This is a genomic window from Rothia sp. HMSC071B01, assembly GCF_001808945.1.
GTDB lineage: Bacteria > Actinomycetota > Actinomycetes > Actinomycetales > Micrococcaceae > Rothia.
On record NZ_KV795073.1, the window covers coordinates 105,993 to 132,063 of the forward strand.

Consider the following 26,071-nt stretch of genomic DNA (forward strand, 5'->3'; position numbering starts at 1 on the left):
TTTGTTATAGCGCTTAAGGAACGCGATATATTCATCACGTGCGCCACTCAGAACGGACTGAATCCGGCTTTGCCGGGTTCCTCACCCCGCCTGAGTACCGACCCCCGAACTCGGGCGTGTCGTCTATTTTCTAGACAGACTCATCCCGTCATCCTTCGGACCGGGTCATACGTGGGCCTACCTTTAGTGCAGGTAGACGCTTTGACAACGTCGTCAATTCTCTCAGAGATAGAGCGCTTGCGCAATACAAACACGAGTTAAGTGCTTAAGAACACTTAACTATCTCTGTCAACCTGAGGATACTCCCGCGATGTAACTCTCAGGGAGCTTTCAATCTACTTTCAGTAAGTTCCATGCGCTTTATTGCTCTTAATAAAGCTTTTAGATCTAAAGACTCTCGTATCGTAGAAGTATCACTACAGCCTAAGGAGAAACCATGTCTCAGCCGACACAACCTCATCAGGCATCCTCTAGCTCTCACTCTTCATCTCAGAGCCCTCAGCAGGTCCAGCCGCAAGGTCTCGGTCTGTACGTTCCCCCATCCCTGTCGGGTCCGTATCCTCAGCCTCCTGCGCAGCGCCGCCGGGTCAATGAGGACATCTTCCTCAATATTGTTCTGTACATCGGTTCGCTCCTGCTCATCGGTGCTGCGGGTCTTTTTGTCACCTCTGTGACGTCTTCTCAGGATGAAACGGCTATCTTCCGTGTCCTTGCAATGGCGCTTGGAGCAGTCGTCTTCTACGGAGCTGGTCTGCTCACCTACCGTTTCGTGGAGCGCCTACGTATCGCTTCCTACTCTTTTGCAGCAACCGGTCTTGCGTTTATTCCTCTGACTGGCGTTGCTACCTATGTCCTCAAGATTTGGACTGAAGGACGCTACGTCTGGCTTCTCACGTCTCTGGTTGGCACTGCTGCCATTGTTGGAGCCTGTGCCCTCATGCGTAACCGTGTGATGGCGTACCTGCTGATTTCGTTCATTGTTTCGGACTCGTTGGCGGCTACGAAGGTAGCGGCTCTGCCTTTCGTTTGGTATTTCGTTTCACTGACTGCAGTTGCCACCGTTCTGGGTTTGGTTCTGCATTTTGCCCCGAATGCTGCTCCGAAGGGCATCCGCGAAGGTCTTGTTGATTCTTCCCGCATTTTTGTTCCGGCTACTGCCATCGCTATTTTCTTCTTCACTAACGATCTGAGCTACACGGATGCGGGTATTGCGTTTGCAGTCATGTCTGTGCATGCCATTCTTTTCACGTGGCTGAACGGTACGGCAGATTACTATGCCCAGGCACGCATCTATCCGATTGCGTCTGTTCTCTCCTTCATCATGGACTCGGATCACGGCCCGTGGTTCCCCAGCATTTTCTTCGTCTCGGTCCTGGTTGTTAACCTGATTTCTGCTTACGTATTTATTCCTCGTCTGCAGAAGACTATTGCTGGTTCTGCTCCAGCTACTGATGAACAGCCCGAGCAGGTGCAAAGCACCCCGGCTATCCCCTGGGCGAAGGAAGCTCCTCACCATCCCGCCCACAAGATGGAGTGGTTGCCGGCAATTGACGCATGCGTCGGCGTGTTCTTCTCCTTCTTCGCTCTCATTGATGCCTTCTTCACTGCTCATGCTGCCGATAGCCCTGTATACGCAACGCGCTGGAGTGCTTTCCTTCCTTATACAGAAGGTAATCAAGGTATCTTCCCTGACCCCTGGGTTATTGGTGTCCTCTGCATTGTGAGTTTCTTGTTGTACCGCAAGGCAATCCAGCCTCTGCTACTCATGAGTTTTGTAGCGCTCATTCCAGTTGTTGGCATGTACGCCTCCCCCGGCAATCAGGGCACTTTCTACCTCTTCTTTACCGCGGCAGTAGTCATCTATCTGGTCAGCGCTAAGGCCCCCGAGGCACGTACCGCGGGAGCGGTACTGAGCAACATCGGTTATGCCATTGGTATGATTCAGCTCTTCCTCGCTCTCATTCCTGAGATGCAGACTTCTGAGTCGCTTCTGATGTTTGCGTTGGTCTGCGCCGCTATTGCGCTACTGACTTTTGTCCTCTCTCAGGGCGTTGTAGCGCAGAACGCAAGCTACCGTCTTGTAGAGATGTCGGTTTACCTCTTCTTAGGCGTTTTTGCTCTCTTCGTTGGGTACGTGGCTAACCATGCTGATGGCGGAGCACACGGCCGATTCTGGATTGGTTTCCCTCTCTTCTCGGGTGCCGTCCTCTTCTTGAGCGTGCTGGGCGCTCTTATTCTGGCTCGCGCGTTGCGACTTTCGGACGTTGGATCCTTCCGCTCAACGCTTGTCATGTTTGTCCGTATCGCGTTCTACGCGACTCTGCTTATCGCGACGATCGGCTCACGACACTACCTGCTGTACGACTTGCAGAAGGAGTACATTGCTGTAGCGCTACCGGCGCTCCTGACCGTCGTCTACGGTGCACTCGGTTTCTTTATGCCGGCTGGCTCTTCGATTCGTTCAGAGCTACTCACCGTTGCACGGTTCCCCATCTGCTGGTCGGTCATTCTGCTCGCTATCAGCGGCAATATGAAGGAATCGCTCGTAGACTTCCTCGTACTTGCACTGTTGGCGGTTCAGGCACTGTGTAGCGTGCTACTCTACGCGTACTCCAAGCGAAGCTACGAAGCATACGCGGCAGCAATTTTCTTCACTCTTGGTTCTATCCTGAGCGCAGGCCGTTTCATTGGTGATTTTGATAATCTGCTGTTCGCAGTAGCAACCCCGATGATCTTCATCGCCGTATGGGTACTTGCACTCATCTTCAGGATCCCCCGCATGCAGATTGGTGCCTCCATCAGTATCACGACTTTCTGCATTGGTTCTCTATGGAATCTCTTCAACACGAGGGAAAGCACAATGGTGATGACTCTTCTGGGCTACTACGCTCTGATTGCCGTCGTTATCCTGTTCGTTCTGAAGGTCACGCTCCCGGTTGAGGTCTTCGGTGTGAACGCAAACGTTCGTCCTCGTATCGCTGTCCCGGTCGGTAATACGATGGTTGACTTGCCGATGCACGGCCCGTTAGGTGCCCCCTACGTGCGTTTCATGTCTCGCCGCCCCCTGAGCCAGGGCATCTATGCACCGGTCAATACGCTGCTGATGATTCCCGCTCTGGCGGTGCTGGGATTCTACACCTTCGTTGGGTTGGTTTTTGAGCCCAAGCAGGTAGAACTCAACGCACTTCTCTGGGGCCTAGGCGCTCTGTCTTTCGTGTCTGTCACCAAGGCGAAGAACCTGCCGATCGTCTGCACCACGGCGTTCAGCCTCTTCATCGCCCGTCTGGTCATTGATTACTCGAAGTCCAATCCCCTGAGCGTCATTCTTGAGGTTGCTCTCCTGATTCTGCTGGCTGTTGTAGCTGCCAAGGTTCTCAAGAACTTCATCGCAAAGAGGCCTGTAGACGAGCAGGTATCGGATTCTCCTCTGTACTGGGCTTTGGGTCTGCAGGTATTTCTCACCCTGGTAACGTGGGCAGTTCCCGCTGACGGCCCGGATATTGTGGTGCTGGTACTCGGCATCGCTCTGACTCTCCTGAGCGCTTTGCTGCTCGACCGGGTATGGACCTATATCGCAACTGCGCTAGTCACCCTCGACCTGGCAATTTTGCTCAACGGTCTGAACCCGCTGACCCTGCTGATCATCTCTATTCTGCTCATTGCCGGCGTTATCTGGCGTCTGCTGGTGCGACAGAACAAGCAGGATGCAGCAGCTTCGCACCAGGATTCTGAGCAGCTTGGGGGTTTCTCACAGCCTCAGAATCAGCAGGGTATGTACCCCCAGGGTAATGTCCAGATGCAGCTGCCTCCGGTTCCTCAGCAGGGATACCAGCCTCGTGACGGGGAGAATATCTAACCTGTTGCAGGTATAGGTTCTTTTCCTGCGGCATTCTGTAGTAGGATTACCTATGTCCCTTACGAGGGGCAGTCATTCGAATCGCGGTTCCCAGTCTTCGGGCTGGGAACCGTTTTTCTTTACTCTCAAACAGCCAGCTTTAGTTTTTCTCCACACCAAGAAATCAGCTCTAGTTCTTCGCTTCTCAGATTCCCCCCACCCTACCCGCTCAGTTTGTGCTCTGCAAGAGCGCTTGTACGGTGCCTGATTCACATATATTGGGGGCTAGCGTTCCTCTACGCGGAGAGGGCCCGTGGAGCTTCGCAATACGAGTGAAATGAGAAGATTCGTTGCGGGGCTTGTAACTATAGACTCGGCGTCGGAGCGCAGGGCCACAGGAAGCATTTAATAAGCTCCTCAGAAGAAATATCAGCTATACAGCACAGGTTGCTCTCGCAACCCTTAATTTTGGCGTTTTCTACCGTGGGTTTCGGCTTTATTCTCCGGCTCCTCTCTAAGGCTCTCAGAGGCTCTCAGAGGCTCTCAGAAGCCGCTATAACGCCCCATGACCGCTGTTGTGTATCGGTTCCGTTGCAGACAAGCAGACAGAGCTTCAGCTCCCCACTTCTTCAAAAGAGCATAACAAAAGGACCCCCGCAGATGCGGGGGTCCTTGAGTATCGCTACCTGATGGAGAGTTTTCTCTCCGGCAGATCTTTAGCGAATTGTCGTAAATTTACGGCAATTACTTGATGATCTTGGTAACGCGACCCGAACCAACGGTGCGGCCACCCTCACGGATAGCGAAGCCGAGGCCCTCTTCCATTGCGATGGGCTGAATCAGGGTAACGGTCATCTCGGTGTTGTCACCGGGCATAACCATCTCGGTGCCCTCGGGGAGGGTGATAACGCCGGTCACGTCAGTGGTACGGAAGTAGAACTGAGGACGGTAGTTGGAGTAGAAGGGGTTGTGACGGCCACCCTCATCCTTGGAGAGGATGTAGACGTTTGCCTCGAACTCGGTGTGGGGGGTGATGGAGCCCGGCTCCACGACAACCTGACCACGCTCAACATCGTCACGCTTCAGACCACGCAGCAGCAGACCACAGTTCTCGCCTGCCCATGCTTCGTCGAGCTGCTTGTGGAACATCTCGATACCGGTAACGGTGGTCTTCTGAATCGGGCGGATACCGACGATCTCGACCTCGGAGTTAATCTTCAGGGTACCGCGCTCTGCACGACCGGTAACAACGGTGCCACGACCGGTGATGGTGAAGACGTCCTCGATGGGCATGAGGAAGGGCTTGTCCTTCTCACGCACGGGGTCCGGAATGTAGGTGTCGACTGCGTCCATGAGCTCCTCGATCTTAGCAACCCACTCGGGGTCGCCTTCGAGAGCCTTCAGCGCGGAGACGCGAACAACGGGAGCGTTGTCGCCGTCGAACTCCTGCGAGGAGAGGAGGTCACGGACCTCCATCTCGACGAGGTCGAGGAGCTCTTCGTCGTCAACCATGTCTGCCTTGTTCAGTGCAACCAGCAGGGTGGGGACGCCAACCTGGCGAGCGAGCAGAACGTGCTCGCGGGTCTGTGCCATGGGGCCGTCGGTAGCTGCAACCACGAGGATTGCGCCGTCCATCTGAGCCGCACCGGTAATCATGTTCTTGACGTAGTCAGCGTGGCCGGGAGCGTCAACGTGTGCGTAGTGGCGCTTCTCGGTCTGGTACTCGATGTGAGCAATGTTAATGGTAATACCGCGCTGGCGCTCCTCGGGAGCGGAGTCGATCATACCGAAGTCGCGCTTCTCGTTCAGGTCCGGGTACTTGTCAGCCAGAACCTTGGAGATTGCTGCGGTCAGGGTGGTCTTACCGTGGTCAACGTGACCAATGGTACCGACGTTAACGTGAGGCTTGGAGCGCTCGAACTTAGCCTTAGCCAAGAGTGTTCCTCCTAGAACGATTGAAAACATGCACGCGGATCTTCGCTCCGGCGCATCCCGTTATAAAACGGTCTAGCGTCTACAATAGCGGATTACGCCGCAGAGATGAAACTGTTCATGCTCTCAATAATGGATTTAATTGAAAATTTTGACGTGGGCCACAGGTTTTTGACCCGTGGCCCACGGGTGAGACGCGAAAATTACTCGCCGCGGCTCTTCTGGATGATCTCGTCAGCAACGTTCTTGGGAACCTCGCCGTAGCTATCGAATGCCATCGAGAACACTGCACGACCCTGGGTCTTACCACGCAGGTCGCCAATGTAACCGAACATTTCGGTCAGGGGCACAATAGCCTTGATGATCTTAACGCCGGATGCATCCTCCATGGAACGAACCTGGCCACGGCGGGAGTTCAGGTCGCCGATAACGTCGCCCATGTACTCCTCGGGGGTACGAACCTCAACGTCCATCAGCGGCTCGAGCAGGACCGGGTTAGCGCGCTTAGCACCTTCCTTGAAGACCATCGAACCAGCGATCTTGAACGCCATTTCGGAGGAGTCGACGTCGTGGTAAGCACCGTCGATCAGGGTTGCCTTCACGCCCACCATCGGGTAGCCAGCGAGGACACCGAACTTCATAGCGTCCTGGATACCAGCGTCGACCGAGGGGATGTACTCGCGAGGCACGCGGCCACCGGTGACCTTGTCCTCGAACAGGTACAGCTCTTCGCCATCCAGGGGCAGGGGCTCGAAGGAGACCTGCACCTTTGCGAACTGACCAGAACCACCGGTCTGCTTCTTGTGGGTGTAGTCGACCTTCTCGACTGCCTTCTTGATGGTCTCGCGGTAAGCAACCTGAGGCTTACCAACGTTAGCCTCAACCTTGAATTCGCGCTTCATACGGTCAACGATGATGTCCAGGTGCAGCTCACCCATACCACCAATTTCGGTCTGACCGGTTTCTTCGTTCAGCGAAACGGTGAAGGTGGGGTCCTCAGCGGAAAGCTTCTGGATAGCGGTGGACATCTTCTCCTGGTCACCCTTGGTCTTGGGCTCGATAGCCACGAAGATCACAGGGTCGGGGAAGGTCATCGACTCGAGAACGATCGGGTGTGCGGGGTCGCACAGGGTGTCACCAGTGGTGGTGTCCTTCAGACCGATCGCAGCGTAAATGTGACCTGCGGTAATCTCCTCAACCGGGTTCTCCTTGTTGGAGTGCATCTGGAAGAGCTTACCGATGCGCTCCTTCTTACCCTTAGTCGAGTTCAGGACCTGCTGGCCCTGAGCTGCGACGCCGGAGTACACACGAGTGTAGGTCAGCTGACCGTAGAACGGGTGAGCTGCAACCTTGAACGCCAGTGCTGCGAAGGGCTCGTCTGCGGATGCCTTACGGGTCAGCTTCTCTTCCTCGTTGGAGGGGTTGGAACCGACAACGTCCGGAACGTCCAGCGGGGAGGGCAGGTACTCAATCACAGCGTCCAGCATGGGCTGAACACCGCGGTTCTTGAATGCAGAACCACAGAGAACGGGGAATGCCTCGCCGGAGATAACAAGCTGACGGATACCCGACTTAATCTCGGGGATAGTCAGTTCGCCCTCTTCGAGGTACTTCTCCATGAGCTCTTCGCTGGACTCAGCAACAGCCTCAACCAGCTCAGCGCGGTACTGCTCAGCCTTCTCAACCAGGTCAGCAGGAATGTCCTGAACCTCGTAAGAAGCACCCATGCTCACGTCACCCTTGGCGTCGCCGGGCCAGACGTATGCCTTCATTTCGAGCAGGTCGACAACACCGAGGAAGTCGCTCTCAGCACCGATGGGGAGCTGAACAACCAGCGGGCGTGCGCCCAGGCGGTCGATGATGGTCTGAACGGTGAAGTAGAAGTCAGCACCCATCTTGTCCATCTTGTTGACGAAGCAGATACGGGGGACATCGTACTTGTCAGCCTGGCGCCAAACGGTCTCAGACTGGGGCTCAACACCTTCCTTGCCGTCGAACACAGCAACTGCGCCGTCGAGGACGCGCAGGGAGCGCTCAACCTCAACGGTGAAGTCGACGTGACCGGGGGTGTCGATAATGTTGATCTGGTTGTCCTTCCAGAAGCAGGTGGTTGCTGCGGAGGTAATGGTAATACCTCGCTCCTGCTCCTGAGCCATCCAGTCCATGGTGGAAGCGCCGTCGTGAGTCTCACCAATCTTGTGGTTAATACCGGTGTAGAACAGAATGCGCTCAGTGGTGGTGGTCTTACCGGCGTCGATGTGCGCCATAATACCGATGTTGCGGACCTTGTTAAGGTCGGTGAACACGTCAAGTGCCACGTTATTCTCCCTAAATGAGATACTCCGAAAGCCTGCCGACTCGAATCGACTCGGCAGGCTCTAAACGGAGAATTACCAGCGGTAGTGTGCGAAGGCCTTGTTGGACTCGGCCATCTTGTGAGTGTCCTCGCGACGCTTCACAGCGGCACCGAGACCATTGGATGCATCCAGGATCTCGTTCATCAGACGCTCAGTCATGGTCTTCTCGCGGCGCTGCTTGGAGAAGCCAACGAGCCAGCGGAGAGCCAGAGCGGTGGAACGGCCGGGGCGAACCTCAACCGGAACCTGGTAGGTTGCACCGCCGACGCGGCGGGAGCGAACCTCGAGAGAAGGCTTGATGTTGTCCATAGCCTTCTTCAGGGTTGCGACCGGGTCAGAACCGGTCTTCTTCTCGACGCCCTCGAGGGCACCGTAGACGATGCGCTCTGCGACGGACTTCTTGCCGTCCAGCAGAACCTTGTTGATCAGCTGGGTGACCAGAGCGGAACCGTAAACAGGATCGTTTACGAGGGGACGCTTGGGAGCGGGACCCTTACGAGGCATTACTTCTTCTCCTTCTTAGCGCCGTAGCGGGAGCGAGCCTGGCCGCGACCCTTAACACCCTGGGTATCCAGAGCGCCACGAACGATCTTGTAGCGAACACCGGGGAGGTCCTTCACACGACCACCGCGAACGAGCACGATCGAGTGCTCCTGCAGGTTGTGACCCTCACCGGGGATGTATGCGGTAACCTCGACGCCGCCGTTGAGCTTGACACGAGCGACCTTACGCAGTGCCGAGTTCGGCTTCTTCGGGGTGGTGGTGTACACACGGGTGCACACGCCACGCTTCATGGGGTTGCCCTTCAGTGCGGGCGCCTTGGTCTTAACGACCTTGGGAGTCCGGCCCTTACGGACCAGCTGCTGAATAGTAGGCACGTTTTCTCCGTTGCTTGATCGGGTTCTTCGTTAGAAAATCCCGTATAAACTTACTGGCCCCCATCACGTTGGATGGGTGCTCTCGGTTATCAGAAACGCTCGGATGCATATCCGGTTGGTTTCTATAGGTTCCTCGACATCTCGGCGAGTTCTCAGAGCTAAAATTCTCCACCATCAGAGGTGAAAAAGTTTTTGGGCACGCTTAAAAATGGCATTTAGGCGTCAGCAAAAAGCAACGCCAAAGGACGGTATCCATACTGCCATTGATTCATCATGCCCGTGCCCTCGGGAAATATCCCGCGTAAACCCACCGGGGGTGGATCCTTGTGCACCGAGCTCAAGTACTTCGGATAAGACTATACAGGTTAAATCCCGCTTAATCTAGCGCCAGAGCGGGGATTCTTTGCTTTTAAGCCCCCATCTAAGGGTAAAAGCTGATGATTTACCTCACTTAAATTACATCTTTGGGATTTACCGCTCCCCCACTGCCTCCTCCACCACCTCTGCTTCTCTTGCCTCCTTGACGCAATTTAAAGCAGAAGACCGCCAAGAACCCTCTCAATGATTCTTGGCGAGCCCAACAGATACGGGAGGCGAGCGCATATCTACACCCACCTCCCGCAAGAGAATATTCAGTTATTGGTCCGCCACAGCAGCTACTGGACTACGCCGCTTGGAAGAGACTACGCCACCTGGAAGACTCGAGTCTGCCCCTCAAACGGGGTGATAGTCTTCGAATTCTTCTTAGCATTGCCGTAGTAGCGGATGCGGTACTGCCCCTTAGGAGTATTAGCCGGAACCTTCCAGCGAACCGTCACCTGAGAAGCCGAAACACCAATGCGCTTCCATTCAAAGAAGGTATCCGGGTTGTTATCCGCGGTGTAGTACTTCCAGGTATTACCCACACGACGCTCAATCACGAAGTAGCTACCGTCGTGATGCATGTTGTTGTTCGGGTGAGCACCAGCAAAACGAGCCGTCACCTCTTCACGGCCGGCAATAGCATCCTGAGGCTGCTGAGTGACCTGACCGTAACGAGTGCCGAACATCGGGGTATCGTAGACGACCTTACCCTGCAGGCTGGCTACCGGGCGACGATCATTCGGACGATCGCCAATACCCAGCGGCGTGCCGTTCTTCAGCGAAGTTCCAACAACATTAATGGTCTGACGGAACGCGCTGGAGGTGTAACGACCAAAGAGGGTCGCGCCGCCTTCATACTGCTGGGAGTCATACTCCTCAGGAGTCGTCACGTAGTGGTCGTAGGCGTTGGTGTAGCCCTGCAGAATAATGTGCGATTCGGGAACACCGAAGAGCTTGGCAGCATCCTGACGATACTGCACACCTACCGCACCGGTGAACTCACCGGGCATACCCAGCAGGTAGTAGTCACCGAAGCGCATAATCTGCACCGGATACTTTTCCTGAATAATCGTTCCATTTTTTGCAGAGAAGAGAATACCCTTCGGCTGCTGGCAACGCGTCTGGGCAGCACTCGGAGTGAATACCAGAGTACCCAGAATAGAGGGGCGACCGGAGCCTTCCTTATAGACAGCCCAGCCACCGCCACCATCCTCGGTGGACCCCGCACCGAACGGAGTACCCAGGAAGCCCTGACAGGTGCGCTCATTATGGCCGCTGCCGGTGTACTTGGCATCCACATTCATACCCGAGAAATTGAAGTACGAAATACGCGAATCCAGACCCTTACCCACCGGAGTACCCGCGCTCTTGAGCTGAGAACGCACAGCGTTAGCCTGCTTCTCACCCTGAATCTTCACGTTCTTGAACTGGTCATTAGTGGGACCCTGGCCAGGCTTCAACCAAGTATTCGGAGAAACATCACCAGCATTAGCATTTGCAAACGCCGCAACGAAACCATCACCACTACCGGGAACATTGCGGTCAACGCCGTGATCCTGAGTCTCCAGCAGGTACTCCGCGTAACCCTTGTTGTCGCTCGAAATCAGAGTATTCTTCGAGGTCAAAGACGTCGGATGAATCGCATACCAGTTCAACACCGCACGAGTCTTACCGTTGCGCTCCAGACGCAGAGTCATATTGGTCGGATCGGTACCGCCGGGCAGCTTAGAGCGAATCTCAGGAGAGTCCAGGTTGAACGCCTCGCGAGAACGGTTAACACCGACACCAGTCAGCTTTGAAGAAGAAATCGTCAGGTTACCGGGCGCAAGGTCCTTCGTCGCCTGGCGAATCGCCTTCAGTGACCCATCTACCTGTGCATTAAACGTGTCCTGATGGAAGCCCAGAGTCGTAATGTTGTACAGGCTCTGGTGCGTGATACCGCCAGGAGTTGCGTGAGTGTGGGTTGCAGTAATCATAATGTTCGATTCATCGTACGCAGAACCAAACTCAGCGCGGATACGCTTCACCAGCTCATCACGCAAAGACTGCCAACTGGTCAACGTATCGAGTACAACAATAAGGTTGCGCTTACCCGAGGCTCGATCCACCGCAATAAAAGCACGAGCATACTGGCGAGTATGCACACCGCTACCCTTCTGAGAGGTCTCACCGTAACCCATGAAGCCGACCTCACCGGGCTCACCGGTAATATCCGCCGCACCTGCACCAACCAGGTAGGGGGTAGCACTGGAGCTCTGAGAGGCAGGAGCTGCCGTCGCAATCTGGCCAGCGGGAAGAATTGCGGATGCCGCAATAAGGCACGCTGCACCAATACGAGCAAGAGAATGCACGGGTGCTTTAAAGCGTGAAAAGACAGAGGAGCACTTTTGCCCACCTGCAGTCGAGGAGGGATTCTGTTCAGATTCGTGAGGCTGTACCGTTCCGGAAGACAGTTGGGTGCCACCAGTAGTCACCCGTCCGGAAGAGAATGGAGTGATATGCATGCCTTCAAGAATAGAACCTAGTCAAAGGGCTTTCCAAGTTGAATTAGCATTGTTCAAATATAGAATATTCATTCTTTATATACCATAAAGAAAAACGAGTAAATATTCTATTTATGGTGGTATTGGAGCGGATTATAAGGGGTCTCACAATATTTGATCATCATCTAATTTCTTACCCAGTCAAGAAATTTTCCCGATTTGAAAAAATAATGCACTCCAATGATTTTTTATAAATAAATTCGTCCACTAGGCAAAAAATATACAACCTTCTGCTGCAGGATAAAGAATATTAAAGTACCACTTAAAAGAACGCCACCCCTCCCCCACCTATTCGTTAAACACAGAACGCGGATACCCGAGACAACTCGAGTATCCGCGTTCTTTATCAAGGACCAGGCCAGGGCTCTAAACCCTCAACCTACCCCTCACGGCAGAAGCCTTAGTCCAGACCACGACCGTACTCATCCAGCGAAACAGCCATAAAGCCGCCGTTGCCGTAAGTGTACACCTCGTTATCCATCTGGAATGCGCTCTGGTAACCACCGAAAGTGTCCAGAGCCTGCATACGCTCAGCAGTAGCCTGGGCGCTGGGCTCAACCTCAATATCGTTGTAACGTGCCAGACCAGTACCGGCGGGAACCAGCTTACCGATGATCACGTTCTCCTTCAGGCCGAGCAGCGGGTCAGTCTTCGCCTCCATAGCAGCCTGAGTCAGGACGCGGGTGGTCTCCTGGAAGGAGGCCGCCGACAGCCAGGACTCGGTAGCCAGCGAAGCCTTGGTAATACCCATCATTTCCGGACGGCCAGCTGCGGGCTTCTTGCCCTCAACCAGTGCCTTGCGGTTAGCAGTCTGGAAAGCAATGTTATCAACCAGCTCACCAGGCAGCAGATCGGTATCACCGGACTCAATCACGGTCACGCGACGTAGCATCTGGCGAACAATAACCTCAACGTGCTTGTCGTGGATTTCCACACCCTGCGACTTGTACACGCCCTGAACCTCGCTCACCAGGTGCTTCTGAGCCTCACGAGGACCACGAATACGCAGAACCTCCTTCGGATCAACAGAACCGGTAGCCAGCTGATCGCCAACCTGAACGTGATCGCCGTTCTGCAGCTTAGAAGCTGCACGACGCAGAACAGTGTAGGACTGGGGCTCGGAACCATCGTCCGGGGTCACCACAATCTTGTAGGACTTCTCAGTATCCTCAATGGTCACGCGACCGGAAACCTCAGAAATCGGGGCAACACCCTTGGGGGTACGAGCCTCGAACAGCTCCTGAATACGGGGCAGACCCTGAGTAATATCGTCAGCCGAAGCCACACCACCGGTGTGGAAGGTACGCATGGTCAGCTGGGTACCGGGCTCACCAATCGACTGAGCCGCAATAATACCAACAGCCTCACCAATGTCCACCAGCACGTTCGAAGCCATCGAACGACCGTAGCACAGTGCACACACACCAATAGCGGACTCACAGGTCAGAACCGAACGGACGCGAACATCCTTCACGCCTGCCTTGAAGAGCTTCTCGATGAGCTCATCAGAGACATCGGAGCCAGCAGCAGCCAGAACGTTGCCAGCCTCATCCTTCACGTCAACCGCAAGGGTACGACCGTGAATTGAAGTCTCAACATCCTGGTGCAGACCGCCATCCTCATCAATCAGAGGCAGAACCAAACCGCGGCGAGTGCCACAGTCGTGCTCGCGAACGATAACGTCCTGCGAAACGTCCACCAGACGACGAGTCAGGTAACCCGAGTTAGCGGTACGCAGCGCGGTATCAGCCAGACCCTTACGTGCACCGTGGGTCGCGATGAAGTACTCCAGAACCGACAGGCCCTCACGGTACGAGGACTTAATCGGGCGAGGCATAATCTCACCCTTCGGGTTCGACACCAGACCACGGATACCCGCAATCTGACGGACCTGCATCCAGTTACCACGTGCACCGGAGGTCACCATACGGTAAATGGTGTTCAGACCACCGTGAGAGCTCAAGTTCTCACGCATAGCCTCTGCAACCACGTCGGTAGCCTCGGTCCAAACCTTAATCAGCTCCTGACGACGCTCTTCGTCATCGATGGTACCAATCTCGAAGTCGTCCTCAATTGCAGCAGCCTGCTTCTCGTAGCGCTCCATAATTGCCGGCTTCTCAGAAGGAGTAGCAATATCGGAAACAGCCACGGTCACGCCCGAACGAGAAGCCCAGTAGAAACCGGAGTTCTTCAGGTTATCCAGGGCACGAGCCACAACATCCATCGGGTAACGCTCAGCCAGATCATTAATCAGGCTACCCAGACCCTTCTTATCTGCCACGCCAGAGAACCAGGGGTAATCCTTCGGCAGAGCCTGGTTGAACAGAACCTGACCAACAGTGCAGTCCAGCAGCACAGAATCGCCGGGCTGGTAACCCTCCGGTGCTTCCCAATCCTCGGGAGCAACAAACTGGTCACCATCAAGGCGAATCTTCACCTTGGTGTACAGCTCAATCTCGTGACGATCCATCGCCATCAGAGCCTCAGACACCGAAGAGAATGCGTGACCCTCGTTCTTCTGACCCTCGCGAGGAGTAGTCAGGTGGTACAGACCAATGATCATATCCTGCGAAGGAACAGCCACAGGGCGGCCATCCGACGGCTTCAGGATGTTGTTCGAGGACAGCATGAGGATACGAGCCTCAGCCTGAGCCTCGGGAGACAGCGGCAGGTGAACTGCCATCTGGTCACCATCGAAGTCAGCGTTGAACGCGGAGCAAACCAGCGGGTGCAGCTGAATAGCCTTACCCTCAACCAGCTTCGGCTCAAACGCCTGAATACCGAGGCGGTGCAGGGTAGGTGCACGGTTCAGCAGAACCGGGTGCTCAGCAATAACCTCTTCCAGAACGTCCCAAACCTGCGGGCGGAAACGCTCAACCATACGCTTAGCGCTTTTAATGTTCTGAGCGTGGCTCAGCTCCACCAGACGCTTCATAACGAAGGGCTTGAACAGCTCCAGAGCCATCTGCTTGGGCAGACCACACTGGTGCATCTGCAGCTGAGGACCAACCACAATCACGGAACGACCCGAGTAGTCAACACGCTTACCGAGCAGGTTCTGACGGAAACGACCCTGCTTACCCTTCAGCATGTCAGACAGAGACTTCAGGGGGCGGTTACCGGGGCCGGTCACCGGGCGACCGCGACGACCGTTATCGAACAGCGAGTCCACAGCTTCCTGCAGCATACGCTTCTCGTTGTTCACGATAATCTCGGGCGCACCCAGCTCCAGCAGACGCTTCAAACGGTTGTTACGGTTGATCACACGACGGTACAGGTCGTTCAGGTCGGAGGTCGCGAAACGGCCACCGTCCAGCTGAACCATCGGGCGCAGTTCCGGCGGAATAACCGGAACAACATCCAGGACCATACCCAGCGGGGAGTTGTTAGTGGTCAGGAAGGCGTTAACAACCTTCAGACGCTTCAGAGCGCGGGTCTTCTTCTGGCCCTTACCGGTCTGAATGATCTCCTTGAGAGCCTCAGACTCAGCCTCCAGGTCGAAGGACTCCAGACGCTTCTTAATAGCCTCTGCGCCCATCGCACCCTCAAAGTACAGGCCGTACTTATCAATCATGGAACGGTACAGAGCCTCATCACCCTCAAGGTCAGCGACCTTCAGGTTCTTGAAGCGATCCCACACGCGCTCCAGGTGCTCAGCCTCACGCTCGTAGCGCTTACGCACCGACGCGAGCTGACGCTCAGCGTTATCGCGCAGCTTACGCTTCTCAGCAGCCTTGCCGCCCTCAGCCTCAATACGAGCCAGCTCCGCCTCAACCTCACGGCTGATAGCGTTCACGTCAGCGTTCAGAGCAGCCTCAAGCTCCTGCTTCTCACGGTCGTGAGCAGCCTGCAGCATCGGCAGATCCTCGTGACGAGCTTCCTCGTCAACCTTAGTGATCATGTACGCAGCGAAGTAAATGACCTTCTCCAGGTCCTTCGGAGCCAGATCCAGCAGGTAACCCAGGCGGGAAGGAACACCCTTGAAGTACCAAATGTGGGTAACAGGAGCAGCCAGCTCAATGTGACCCATACGCTCACGACGTACCTTAGAGCGGGTCACCTCAACACCACAGCGCTCACACACAATGCCCTTGAAGCGCACGCGCTTGTACTTACCGCAGTAGCACTCCCAGTCCTTGGTGGGGCCGAAGATACGCTCGTCGAAGAGGCCGTCCTTCTCGGGCTTCAGGGTACGGTAGTTGATGGTCTCGGGCTTCTTAACCTCACCAAAGGACCAACGACGGATGTCGTCGGCGGTGGCGAGGCCAATTCGCATCAAACCAAGCGAAGATTCGTTGGACATATCGGTCCTAATCTCTTTCTGTAAGTTTCTGAAGACTTGGGTTAGCGGGCGGGAACCCCACAACGCACGCGAGCGCATGCGGGGTTCCCCACCCTAGAAGGAGGCGGTGCTTATGCCTCGTCGACGGAGCTAGGCTCGTCGTGGGTCAGGCTCACGCCCATATCTTCTGCTGCCCGGAAGCCTTCTTCCTCCGAGTCGCTCATCTCAATAATCTTGCCGTCGGTGGAGAGCACCTCGACGTTCAGGCACAGAGACTGCATTTCCTTGATAAGAACCTTGAAGGATTCGGGGATACCCGGCTCAGGGATGTTCTCGCCCTTCACGATAGCCTCGTAAACCTTCACACGGCCCGCCACGTCATCGGACTTGACGGTCAGGATTTCCTGCAGGGTGTATGCGGCGCCGTATGCCTCCAGCGCCCACACTTCCATCTCACCGAAGCGCTGACCACCGAACTGCGCCTTACCACCCAGGGGCTGCTGGGTAATCATCGAGTACGGACCGGTGGAACGAGCGTGAATCTTGTCATCCACCAGGTGGTGCAGCTTCAGGATGTACTGGTAACCAACCGAAATCGGGTCCGGGAACGGCTCACCGGAACGGCCGTCAATCAGACGTGCCTTACCGGAACGGTTGATCAGACGGTCGCCATCGCGGTTCGGGTTCGAGTGATCCATGAGGTCGAACAGTTCGTCCTCGTGGGCACCGTCGAACACCGGGGTTGCCAGGCGGGTCGGGCCGGATTCCTTCGGGAAGTTCGGCATGTGCTTGAGCCATTCGGGCTCGCCCTCAATCTTCCAACCCTGCTTAGCCAGCCAACCGGTGTGGACTTCCAGAACCTGACCAATGTTCATACGACCGGGCACGCCCAGCGGGTTCAGGATGACATCCACGGGGGTACCGTCTTCCAGGAAGGGCATATCCTCAATCGGCAGAATCTTGGAAATAACACCCTTGTTACCGTGGCGGCCTGCAAGCTTGTCGCCGTCGGTAATCTTACGCTTCTGAGCCACGTACACGCGGACCAGCTGGTTCACGCCCGGGGGCAGATCGTCCTCATCGTTGCTCTCGCGGTCGAAGATGCGGATACCGATGACGGTACCGGACTCGCCGTGAGGAACCTTCAGGGAGGTGTCGCGAACCTCGCGAGACTTCTCACCGAAGATTGCGCGCAGCAGGCGCTCCTCGGGGGTCAGCTCGGTCTCGCCCTTGGGGGTGACCTTACCAACGAGGATGTCGCCAGCCTCAACCTCAGCACCGATGTGGATGATGCCGCGCTCGTCCAGAGCCGAGAGAACATCCTCGGACACGTTCGGAATATCGCGGGTAATCTCCTCGGGGCCCAGCTTGGTGTCGCGGGCGTCAATCTCGTGCTCCTCAATGTGAATCGAGGTCAGCACGTCCTCAGAAACCATACGCTGGGAGAGGATGATCGCATCCTCGTAGTTCAGGCCTTCCCACGGCATGTATGCCACGAGCAGGTTCTTACCCAGTGCCAGCTCGCCGCCGTCGGTGGAGGGGCCATCAGCAATAACGTCGCGGTACTCGACGCGCTGGCCTTCCTTCACCACAACGCGCTGGTTGTAGCAGTTACCCGGGTTCGAGCGGGAGAACTTCATGATCGGGTAGGTGGAGACAGAGCCGTCGTCGTTACGGACGATAACGGTCTTAGCGTCCACGGAGGAAACCACACCGGGCTTCTTCGCGAGCACGGAGTCACCGGAGTCCAGTGCTGCGTACTTCTCCATACCGGTACCAACCACGGGAGCCTCAGACTCCAGCAGGGGCACAGCCTGACGCTGCATGTTAGCACCCATCAGTGCTCGGTTAGCGTCGTCGTGCTCCAGGTAAGGAATCAGAGCGGTAGCAACAGACACCATCTGGCGCGGGGAGACGTCCATGTACTGAACGGCGCCGGGAGCAACCAGAACAGCTTCGCCAGAACCATCGCCCGCACGGCAGAGAACCTCGTTCTCAGCGAAGGTGCGGTCAGCGTTCAGCGGTGCGTTTGCCTGTGCGATAACAACAGACTTCTCGTCGTCAGCGGTCAGGTAGCGGACCTCATCGGTCACGCGGCCGTCAGTCACGACGCGGTAGGGGGTCTCAATGAAACCGAAGGAGTTGATGCGACCGTAGGTCGCCAGCGAACCAATCAGACCAATGTTCGGGCCTTCAGGGGTTTCAATGGGGCACATACGACCGTAGTGCGAGGGGTGGACGTCTCGAACTTCCATGCCTGCACGGTCACGGGACAGACCGCCCGGACCCAGTGCGGACAGACGACGCTTGTGGGTCAGACCTGCCAGCGGGTTGTTCTGGTCCATGAACTGCGACAGCTGAGAAGTACCGAAGAACTCCTTGATAGCTGCCACGACGGGGCGGATGTTCACCAAGGACTGCGGGGTGATAGCGTCCACATCCTGGGTGGTCATGCGCTCGCGAACCACACGCTCCATACGGGACAGACCGGTACGGATCTGGTTCTCAATCAGCTCGCCCACGGTGCGGATACGACGGTTGCCGAAGTGGTCAATATCGTCGATATCAATCTTGAGGGAGATTTCCTCGCCGTCACGAACACCGGGGATGGTGGTCTCGCCTGCGTGTAGAGCGCAGAGGTAACGAATCATCTGGGCGATGTCGTCCTGGCTCAGAACGGAAGCCTCGGGGGAATCCATGGGAACGTCCACGCCGAGCTTACGGTTCAGCTTGTAACGACCAACCTTCGCCAGGTCGTAGCGGCGCGGGGTGAAGTACATGTTGTCCAGCAGAGCCTGGGCAGCTTCAACCGTCGGGGGTTCGCCCGGACGCAGCTTGCGGTAGATATCCAGCAGAGCCTCGTCGCGGTCCTTAACGGAGTCCTTCTCCAGGGTTGCGCGGATGGAGTCGTACTGACCGAACTCAGCCAGAATCTTGGACTCGGTCCAGCCCAGAGCCTTCAGCAGAACAGTCACAGACTGCTTACGCTTACGGTCCAGACGCACGCCCACCTGGTCGCGCTTATCAATCTCAAGCTCAAACCATGCACCGCGGGAAGGAATCACGCGGGCAGAGTAAATGTCCTTATCGGAGGTACGGTCGGGAGCCTTCTCGAAGTAAGCACCGGGGGAACGCACCAGCTGAGAAACGACCACACGCTCAGTACCGTTAATAACGAAGGTACCGGCCTCGGTCATCAGGGGGAAGTCACCCATGAACAGGGTCTGCTGCTTGACCTCGCCAGTAGCGAGGTTCATGAATTCAGCCTTAATGTACAGCGGAGCCGAGTAGGTTGCGTCGCGGTCCTTGCACTCCTCAACAGAGTACTTGGGGTCAGCAAACTCAGGCTCAGAGAAGGAGAGCTGCATAGTCTCCTGGAAGTCACGGATCGGGGAGATTTCTTCAAAAATCTCAGCCAGACCGGACTGGGCGGGGACAGAATTGTCACCTGCAGCCTGCGCCTTTTCCAGACGCTCCGCCCAGCGCTCGTTACCCACGAGGCGGTCGAAGCTATCAGTCTGGATAGCAAGCAGGTTGGGAACCTTCAGCGGTTCGTTAATCTTCGCGAATGAAATTCGGCGCGAGACGTTCTCTGCGCCGTTAGCGGCGTCATGGTTAGAGGTGCTCGAAGCGACCAAAATGGGGATCCTTCCACAGACATGTCTGTTAGCAATCAGCCTCCCGGCGACATTACCGGCGACACGACAACCTCAGCCCCCGAATAGAACGGTGCTCGAAGCTATAGAGTCGGACGGAAAAACGTCACCTTCAGCCCGTGCCCACCGCTATATGAAGGCACAAAGGTTAGGGAAAGCGTAAATACTAACGATACAGGAAGAAATCCCTTCTGTCTACCACACCCTCATCAGGAGTGCAAACCTGCCACAGCCTGCACCTAGCATTCCACCACATTCACAGCCAAACCACCCATAGACGTCTCCTTATAACGGTGAGACATATCCAAACCGGTCTGACGCATCGTCTCAATCACCTGATCCAACGACACACGGTGCGTACCATCACCACGCAACGCCATACGAGCAGCCGTCACAGCATTCGACGCCGCCATCGCATTACGCTCAATACACGGAATCTGTACCAAACCACCCACCGGGTCACAGGTCAGACCCAGGTTGTGCTCCATCGCAATCTCAGCAGCATTCTCAACCTGCTCAGGAGTACCACCCATCACCTGTGCCAAACCGGCTGCAGCCATTGAGGAAGCACTACCCACCTCACCCTGGCAACCAACCTCAGCACCAGAAATCGACGCGCGCTTCTTATACAGCACACCCACAGCAGAAGACGCCAAGAAGAAATCAACAACCGCCTGATCACGAGCAGCCTGACCGCAATGGCGAATACCCTGCGTGTAGTTCATCGCATAATGCAACACCGCCGGAATAATACCCGCAGCACCATTCGTCGGGGCAGTCACCACGCGACCACCAAAAGCGTTCTCCTCATTGACCGCCAAAGCAATCAGATTCACCCAGTCAATAGCGAACTCAGGAGACTTCGAAGGATCCTCCACCATCAAATCGCGATGCCACGCGCCCGCACGGCAACGCACCTTCAGCGGGCCCGGCAAATAACCCACACGTGCCAACGAAGAACCGATGCACTCCTTCATCACGCGGTAGATATGCAAGATGCCATCGCGGACCTCCTGCTCAGAACGCAGCGAACACTCATTCGCCATCTTCAACTGCGCAATCGACAACCCAGCCTCATTCGCCATCTCCAGCAGCTCAGCCGCCGAACCAAAAGGATACGGAGGGTTCATCAGCGACGCGCCACCGGTCGCCTCCTCATCACCCTCAACAATGAAACCGCCACCAATGGAATAGTAGGTACGCTCCAACAGCAGCTGCTCACCGGCAAACGCCGCAATCTTCATACCGTTCGTATGGCGCGGAAGAACCGTCAACGGACGCAGAGTCATATCCAGCTCACGGTAATTCACCACCGGGCCGTACACCTTCTGCTCCTCACCACCGGGCGCAGTCACACCGTACGCAGAGGACGGGTAACCAGCAAGCGGCAAAGTACCATCCACGCTATTGCGCTCAATCATCGCCTCAGAATCAGCGATATTGATAGTCTCCGGAACAAAACCACACAGGCCCTTCAACGCAGCACTCATCGTACCGTGACCAGCACCCGTAGCCGCCAACGAACCATACAAATCAACATGCACACCCGTCACACGGTCCAGCAGACCCTCATCAATCAGCTCCGCCACAAAACGGTTCGAAGCGCGCATCGGCCCCACCGTATGCGAACTCGAAGGGCCCACACCAACGCTGAACATCTCAAAAACACTGATGTCATACGGCAGAGCCTCTGCCTTCTTCTGGGCGCTGCTGGGCGCGCTCTGGTTAATAGCCACATTCTGTCCTTCAAATAAATAATGTCTGTGCACCGCACCAAAAGATACGCGCCCCTGAATGGAGGAACCACACATCAATCTGCGGTCTATAAGTGCGGACAATCACCCTTGACTGGCCGCTCTAATCCTAACGCACTTCAGAACCATCACAAACTAAGGTTCAGAACACCTCACGCCCTCCCTCGCTATTCAACGCCCACCTCACGGCGCAGAAAAGGCGCCGTGCCCACACGGGACACGACGCCTCTACCCTACAGATTATCTGCAGAAAAACTCTTACTTCTCACGCTTGTAGAACGGCAGAGCCACAACATCAAACGGAGCACGCTTACCGCGGATATCAACATCCACAGTAGAACCAACCTCAGAGAATTCACGGTTCACCAGCGCCATAGCAATCGGGAAGCCCAGAGTCGGGGAAGGAATACCGGAGGTAACCTCACCAATCTCATTACCCTCAGCATCCACCAGCTTAGAACCGGCACGAGCAGGACGCTTCGCCTGAGCCTTCAAACCAACCAGGATGCGCTTCGACTCGCTCTTAGCCAGCTCAGTCAGAGCCTCGCGACCAACGAAGTCAGCTGCCTTCTTCTCCAGAGCGATCTCAACCAGACGGCCCAGACCGGACTCAAACGGAGTAATCTCAAGACCCAGCTCATGACCGTACAGCGGCATACCAGCCTCAAGACGCAGGGAGTCACGAGAAGCCAGGCCGGCAGGAATCATACCGAAAGGCTCACCAGCAGCAGCCAGCTTATCCCACAGCTCAACAGCGTTCTCATTCGGAACGAACAGCTCGAAGCCATCCTCACCGGTGTAACCGGTACGAGCCAGCAGAACATCAACACCGGCAACAGTCAGCGGCACCGAAGCGTAGTACTTCAGCTCACGGACAGCCTCATCATCAGACACGCCAGCAGCCAGCAAAATCTCCTCAGCACGAGGACCCTGAACAGCCACCAGAGAAGTCTGCTCCGACTCATTCACAAACTCAACATTGAAATCACCCAGGCGCTCGCTCATCGCCGCGAAGTCAGTGTCAATGTTCGCAGCGTTCGGAACCACCATGAACTCTTCATCGCCCAGACGGTAAGTAATCAGGTCGTCAATCACACCGCCCCTGTCGTTGACCAGGATCGAGTACTTCGCCTTACCGACCTTCAGGATGGACATGTTCGACACCAGAGCGTAATCCAGGAACGCACCCGCATCCGGGCCGATCACACGGAACTCACCCATGTGAGACAGGTCGAAAATACCGGCACGAGTACGGACAGCCTCATGCTCAGCAACGTCATTAGCGTACTTCAGGGGCATATCCCAGCCGCCAAAGTCGGTGAAAGAAGCGCCAAGCTTCTCGTGGACAGAGTACAGAGAGGTCTTCTTGGGGGACATTAGATTCTCCTCACGCACAGCCTTGTGCTGTTATCGTTCAATCGTCATAGATTTCATTCACCCCCACAGACACGAGATACGCTACGGAGGCGAACCCCCACCCGCCCCCAGAAATCTGAGGACGGGTGAGGCAGGTAGACCGCTACAGCCTACCCAGGAGCGTTATAGGCTCCTTATGCTTCCAGGTCGAAAGCCTCCATCGGGGGGCATTCGCACACGAAGTTACGGTCACCGCCAGCGCCATCAATACGACCCACCGAAGTGAAGTACTTATTAGCGCGCAGGCTCGGGACAGGGAAAGCTGCCTGAGTACGGCTGTAGGGGCGATCCCACTCATCAGCGCTCACCACATCAACGGTGTGCGGTGCGTTGCGCAGAACCGAATCCTCCACAGCGACCTTGCCCTCAGCCACCTCGATAATCTCATCGTAGATGGTCTCCATTGCCTCAATGAAGCGGTCCAGCTCTTCCTTCGACTCAGACTCAGTCGGCTCAACCATCAGGGTGCCCGGAACCGGGAACGCCAGGGTCGGAGCGTGGAAGCCGAAGTCCATCAGACGCTTGCAGACATCCTCAGCAGTCACGTGAGACTGATCGGTCAGCTGACGCAGGTCCAGGATGCACTCGTGAGCGACCAGACCGCCGGGGCCGGTGTACAGCACCGGGTACTTGTCGTTGAGCTTCTTCGCAATGTAGTTAGCGTTCAGCACCGCGTACTGCGAAGAGTCCTTCAGACCCTGAGCACCAGTCATCGCAATGTACATCCAGCTAATCGGCAGAACACCGGCAGAACCGAAGAACGCCTGAGAAATCGGCAGTGCAGCATCGTTGGGGAGCTTACCTTCAGCATCAGCGCGGTATGCGTCGCCGGGCAGGAACTTCGCCAAGTGCTCACGAACAGCCAGCGGGCCAACACCGGGGCCGCCACCACCGTGAGGAATGGAGAAGGTCTTGTGCAGGTTCAGGTGCGAAACGTCGCCGCCGAACTTACCGGGCTGAGCGAAGCCCATCTGAGCGTTCAGGTTCGCGCCATCCAGGTACACCTGGCCGCCAGCCTCGTGAACCAGCTGGCAAACCTCAGCAACCTGCTCCTCAAACACACCGTGAGTGGAAGGGTAGGTAATCATGATGCCGGCAACCTTGGGGCCGTACTTCTCAATCTTTGCCTTCAGGTCGTCAACATCAATCGAACCGTCAGCCGCAGTTGCCACACCGGCAACCTTCAGACCAGCCAGAGCAGCAGATGCCGCGTTGGTGCCGTGAGCAGACAGCGGAATCAGGACGGTATCGCGCTCGTGGTCACCGTTAGCCTCATGGAAGGAACGGATAGCGCGCAGACCAGCGTACTCACCGGTCGCACCCGAGTTCGGCTGCAGCGAGATAGCATCGTAACCGGTAATAGCAACCAGCCACTCGCTCAAATCCTTAATCAGCTCGTGCCAGCCCTCAGCCTGATTCTCCGGGACCAGCGGGTGGATGTTCGCGAACTCAGGCCAGGAGATGGGCTCCATCTCAGCGGCCGCGTTCAGCTTCATAGTGCACGAACCCAGCGGAATCATGGTGCGGTCAAGTGCCAGATCCTTGTCAGCGAGGTGACGCAGGTAGCGCATCATCTCGGTCTCGGAACGGTACTTGTGGAAAATCGGGTGCTGCATGTAGTCATCGGTACGCAGCAGCTCAGCGGGCAGATCGTACTGTGCATCTGCCTCACCCAGGGTGCCGCCCAGAGCCTCAACCAGGCCCTTGAGCAGCTCCTCACCGTGAGACTCACCCACGGAAATACCGATGCGGTTCTCGTCGAAGCGGCGGATGTTCACGCCAGCTTCCAGAGCCTTCGCAACCAGCTCGTCGGCACGGCCAGCAGCCTCCACCACGACGGTGTCGAAGAAAGTATCGTGAGCGATACCGTAGCCCGCAGACTTCAGCGCGGTAGCAACACGAGCGGCATTAGTGTGCAGGCGGTTCGCGATAGCGCGCAGACCCTCAGGACCGTGGTACATCGCGTAAGCACCAGCAACAATCGCCAGCAGAGCCTGAGCAGTACAAATATTGGAAGTAGCCTTCTCACGGCGAATGTGCTGCTCACGAGTCTGCAGAGCCAGACGGTACGCAGGCTTACCAGCCGAATCCTTAGAAACACCCACCAGACGGCCAGGCATGGTACGCTCCATGCCCTTGTGAACAGCCATGTACGCAGCGTGGGGGCCACCGAAGAAGAAGGGCAGACCGAAACGCTGAGTGTTACCAACTGCGATATCAGCACCCAGCTCACCCGGAGACTTCAGCAGGGTCAGAGCCAACAGGTCAGCGACCACAGTGACCAGGGCGTTACGCTCCTTAGCGGCCTTAATCAGCGGCTCAATATCGCGAATATCGCCTTCATTGCCGGGGTACGCCAGGACGATACCGTACAGGTCGCCCTCAGGCAGACCCTCAGAGAAATCAGTAATGACGAAGGGAATGCCGAGCATCTCTGCACGGCCGCGAGTCACCGAAATAACCTGAGGCAGGCAACGGGAGTCAATCGCGAAGAAGCCATTCTTCACCTTGCGGTTCGCACGGTGCATCATGACAGCTGCCTCAGCTACTGCGGATGCCTCATCCAGCAGGGAGGAGTTTGCAATCTCCAGGCCGGTCAGCTCCATCACGGTGTTCTGGAAGTTCAGCAGAGCCTCCAGACGGCCCTGAGAAATCTCAGCCTGGTACGGGGTGTAAGAAGTGTAGAAACCGGGGTTTTCCAGAATGTTACGGCGCAGAACCGCGGGAGTTACTGCATCGTAGTATCCGGCACCAATCATCTGGGCGAGAACCTTATTCTTCGCAGCATAGCCGGCAATCTTTGCCTGAGCCTCATGCTCCGACAGCGGAGCAGGCAACTGCAATTCGCCGTCAAGGCGAATCTGCGAGGGGACAACAGCGTCCATCAGCGCATCCAGGGAAGAGTATCCCAGGGTTTCGAGCATCTGCTCTGCGTCTGCGGAACGGGGGCCGAGATGACGATCAATAAAGGACATAGGATTCTCCTATTAGTCGGCGCAAACCGTAGAGGGGTCACGTCGCGCTATTGCGACGAGTCGAACATCTTAAGTGTCCC

At 56.1% G+C, this 26,071-nt stretch carries 11 protein-coding genes; 1 reads left to right on the forward strand and 10 read right to left on the reverse strand.

Annotated elements, in window-relative coordinates; genetic code table 11:
* The first annotated feature begins 436 nt into the window (after window positions 1–436).
* Window positions 437–3,856: a Fe2+/Zn2+ uptake regulation protein gene (locus HMPREF2527_RS05435; RefSeq protein ID WP_070506916.1), complete on the forward strand. Its 3,420-nt coding sequence runs from the start codon at window positions 437–439 to the stop codon at window positions 3,854–3,856.
* A gap of 723 nt (window positions 3,857–4,579) precedes the next feature.
* On the opposite strand, the gene tuf is transcribed toward HMPREF2527_RS05435, so the two are convergent.
* The 10 genes from tuf to gcvP all read right to left on the reverse strand — a co-directional run bounded on the left by tuf (window position 4,580) and on the right by gcvP (window position 25,991).
* Entirely contained in the window at window positions 4,580–5,770 is a 1,191-nt protein-coding gene (gene tuf / locus HMPREF2527_RS05440) for an elongation factor Tu (RefSeq protein ID WP_070506919.1), read from the reverse strand.
* A gap of 200 nt (window positions 5,771–5,970) precedes the next feature.
* Window positions 5,971–8,085, reverse strand: coding sequence for an elongation factor G (gene fusA, locus HMPREF2527_RS05445; RefSeq protein WP_005508395.1), 2,115 nt, complete (start codon window positions 8,083–8,085; stop codon window positions 5,971–5,973).
* Between the two features lie 72 nt (window positions 8,086–8,157).
* Window positions 8,158–8,628 carry a 30S ribosomal protein S7 gene (gene rpsG / locus HMPREF2527_RS05450; protein ID WP_005504941.1) on the reverse strand — a complete coding sequence of 157 codons (471 nt, stop codon included), beginning with the start codon at window positions 8,626–8,628 and terminating at the stop codon, window positions 8,158–8,160.
* Window positions 8,628–9,002, reverse strand: a complete 375-nt coding sequence (rpsL, locus tag HMPREF2527_RS05455) for a 30S ribosomal protein S12 (RefSeq protein WP_005504939.1) — start codon at window positions 9,000–9,002, stop codon at window positions 8,628–8,630. Before rpsL ends, rpsG begins: the two co-directional genes overlap by 1 nt.
* A 683-nt stretch (window positions 9,003–9,685) precedes the next feature.
* On the reverse strand, window positions 9,686–11,716 hold the full coding sequence (locus HMPREF2527_RS05460) for a neutral/alkaline non-lysosomal ceramidase N-terminal domain-containing protein (protein WP_070506921.1): 2,031 nt from the start codon (window positions 11,714–11,716) through the stop codon (window positions 9,686–9,688).
* A gap of 592 nt (window positions 11,717–12,308) precedes the next feature.
* Complete coding sequence (locus HMPREF2527_RS05465) at window positions 12,309–16,211, reverse strand: DNA-directed RNA polymerase subunit beta' (RefSeq protein WP_070506925.1); 3,903 nt, start codon at window positions 16,209–16,211, stop codon at window positions 12,309–12,311.
* A 110-nt stretch (window positions 16,212–16,321) separates the two neighbouring features.
* The gene (gene rpoB, locus HMPREF2527_RS05470) at window positions 16,322–19,828 is read right to left on the reverse strand and encodes a DNA-directed RNA polymerase subunit beta (protein WP_070506927.1); all 3,507 of its coding nucleotides are present in this window, start codon (window positions 19,826–19,828) and stop codon (window positions 16,322–16,324) included.
* A 257-nt stretch (window positions 19,829–20,085) separates the two neighbouring features.
* On the reverse strand, window positions 20,086–21,582 hold the full coding sequence (locus HMPREF2527_RS05475) for an L-serine ammonia-lyase (protein WP_070506930.1): 1,497 nt from the start codon (window positions 21,580–21,582) through the stop codon (window positions 20,086–20,088).
* A gap of 276 nt (window positions 21,583–21,858) precedes the next feature.
* The gene (gene gcvT, locus HMPREF2527_RS05480; RefSeq protein ID WP_070506932.1) at window positions 21,859–22,977 is read right to left on the reverse strand and encodes a glycine cleavage system aminomethyltransferase GcvT; all 1,119 of its coding nucleotides are present in this window, start codon (window positions 22,975–22,977) and stop codon (window positions 21,859–21,861) included.
* A gap of 173 nt (window positions 22,978–23,150) precedes the next feature.
* Window positions 23,151–25,991, reverse strand: a complete 2,841-nt coding sequence (gene gcvP, locus HMPREF2527_RS05485; RefSeq protein ID WP_012903038.1) for an aminomethyl-transferring glycine dehydrogenase — start codon at window positions 25,989–25,991, stop codon at window positions 23,151–23,153.
* Between the last annotated feature and the right edge of the window lie 80 nt (window positions 25,992–26,071).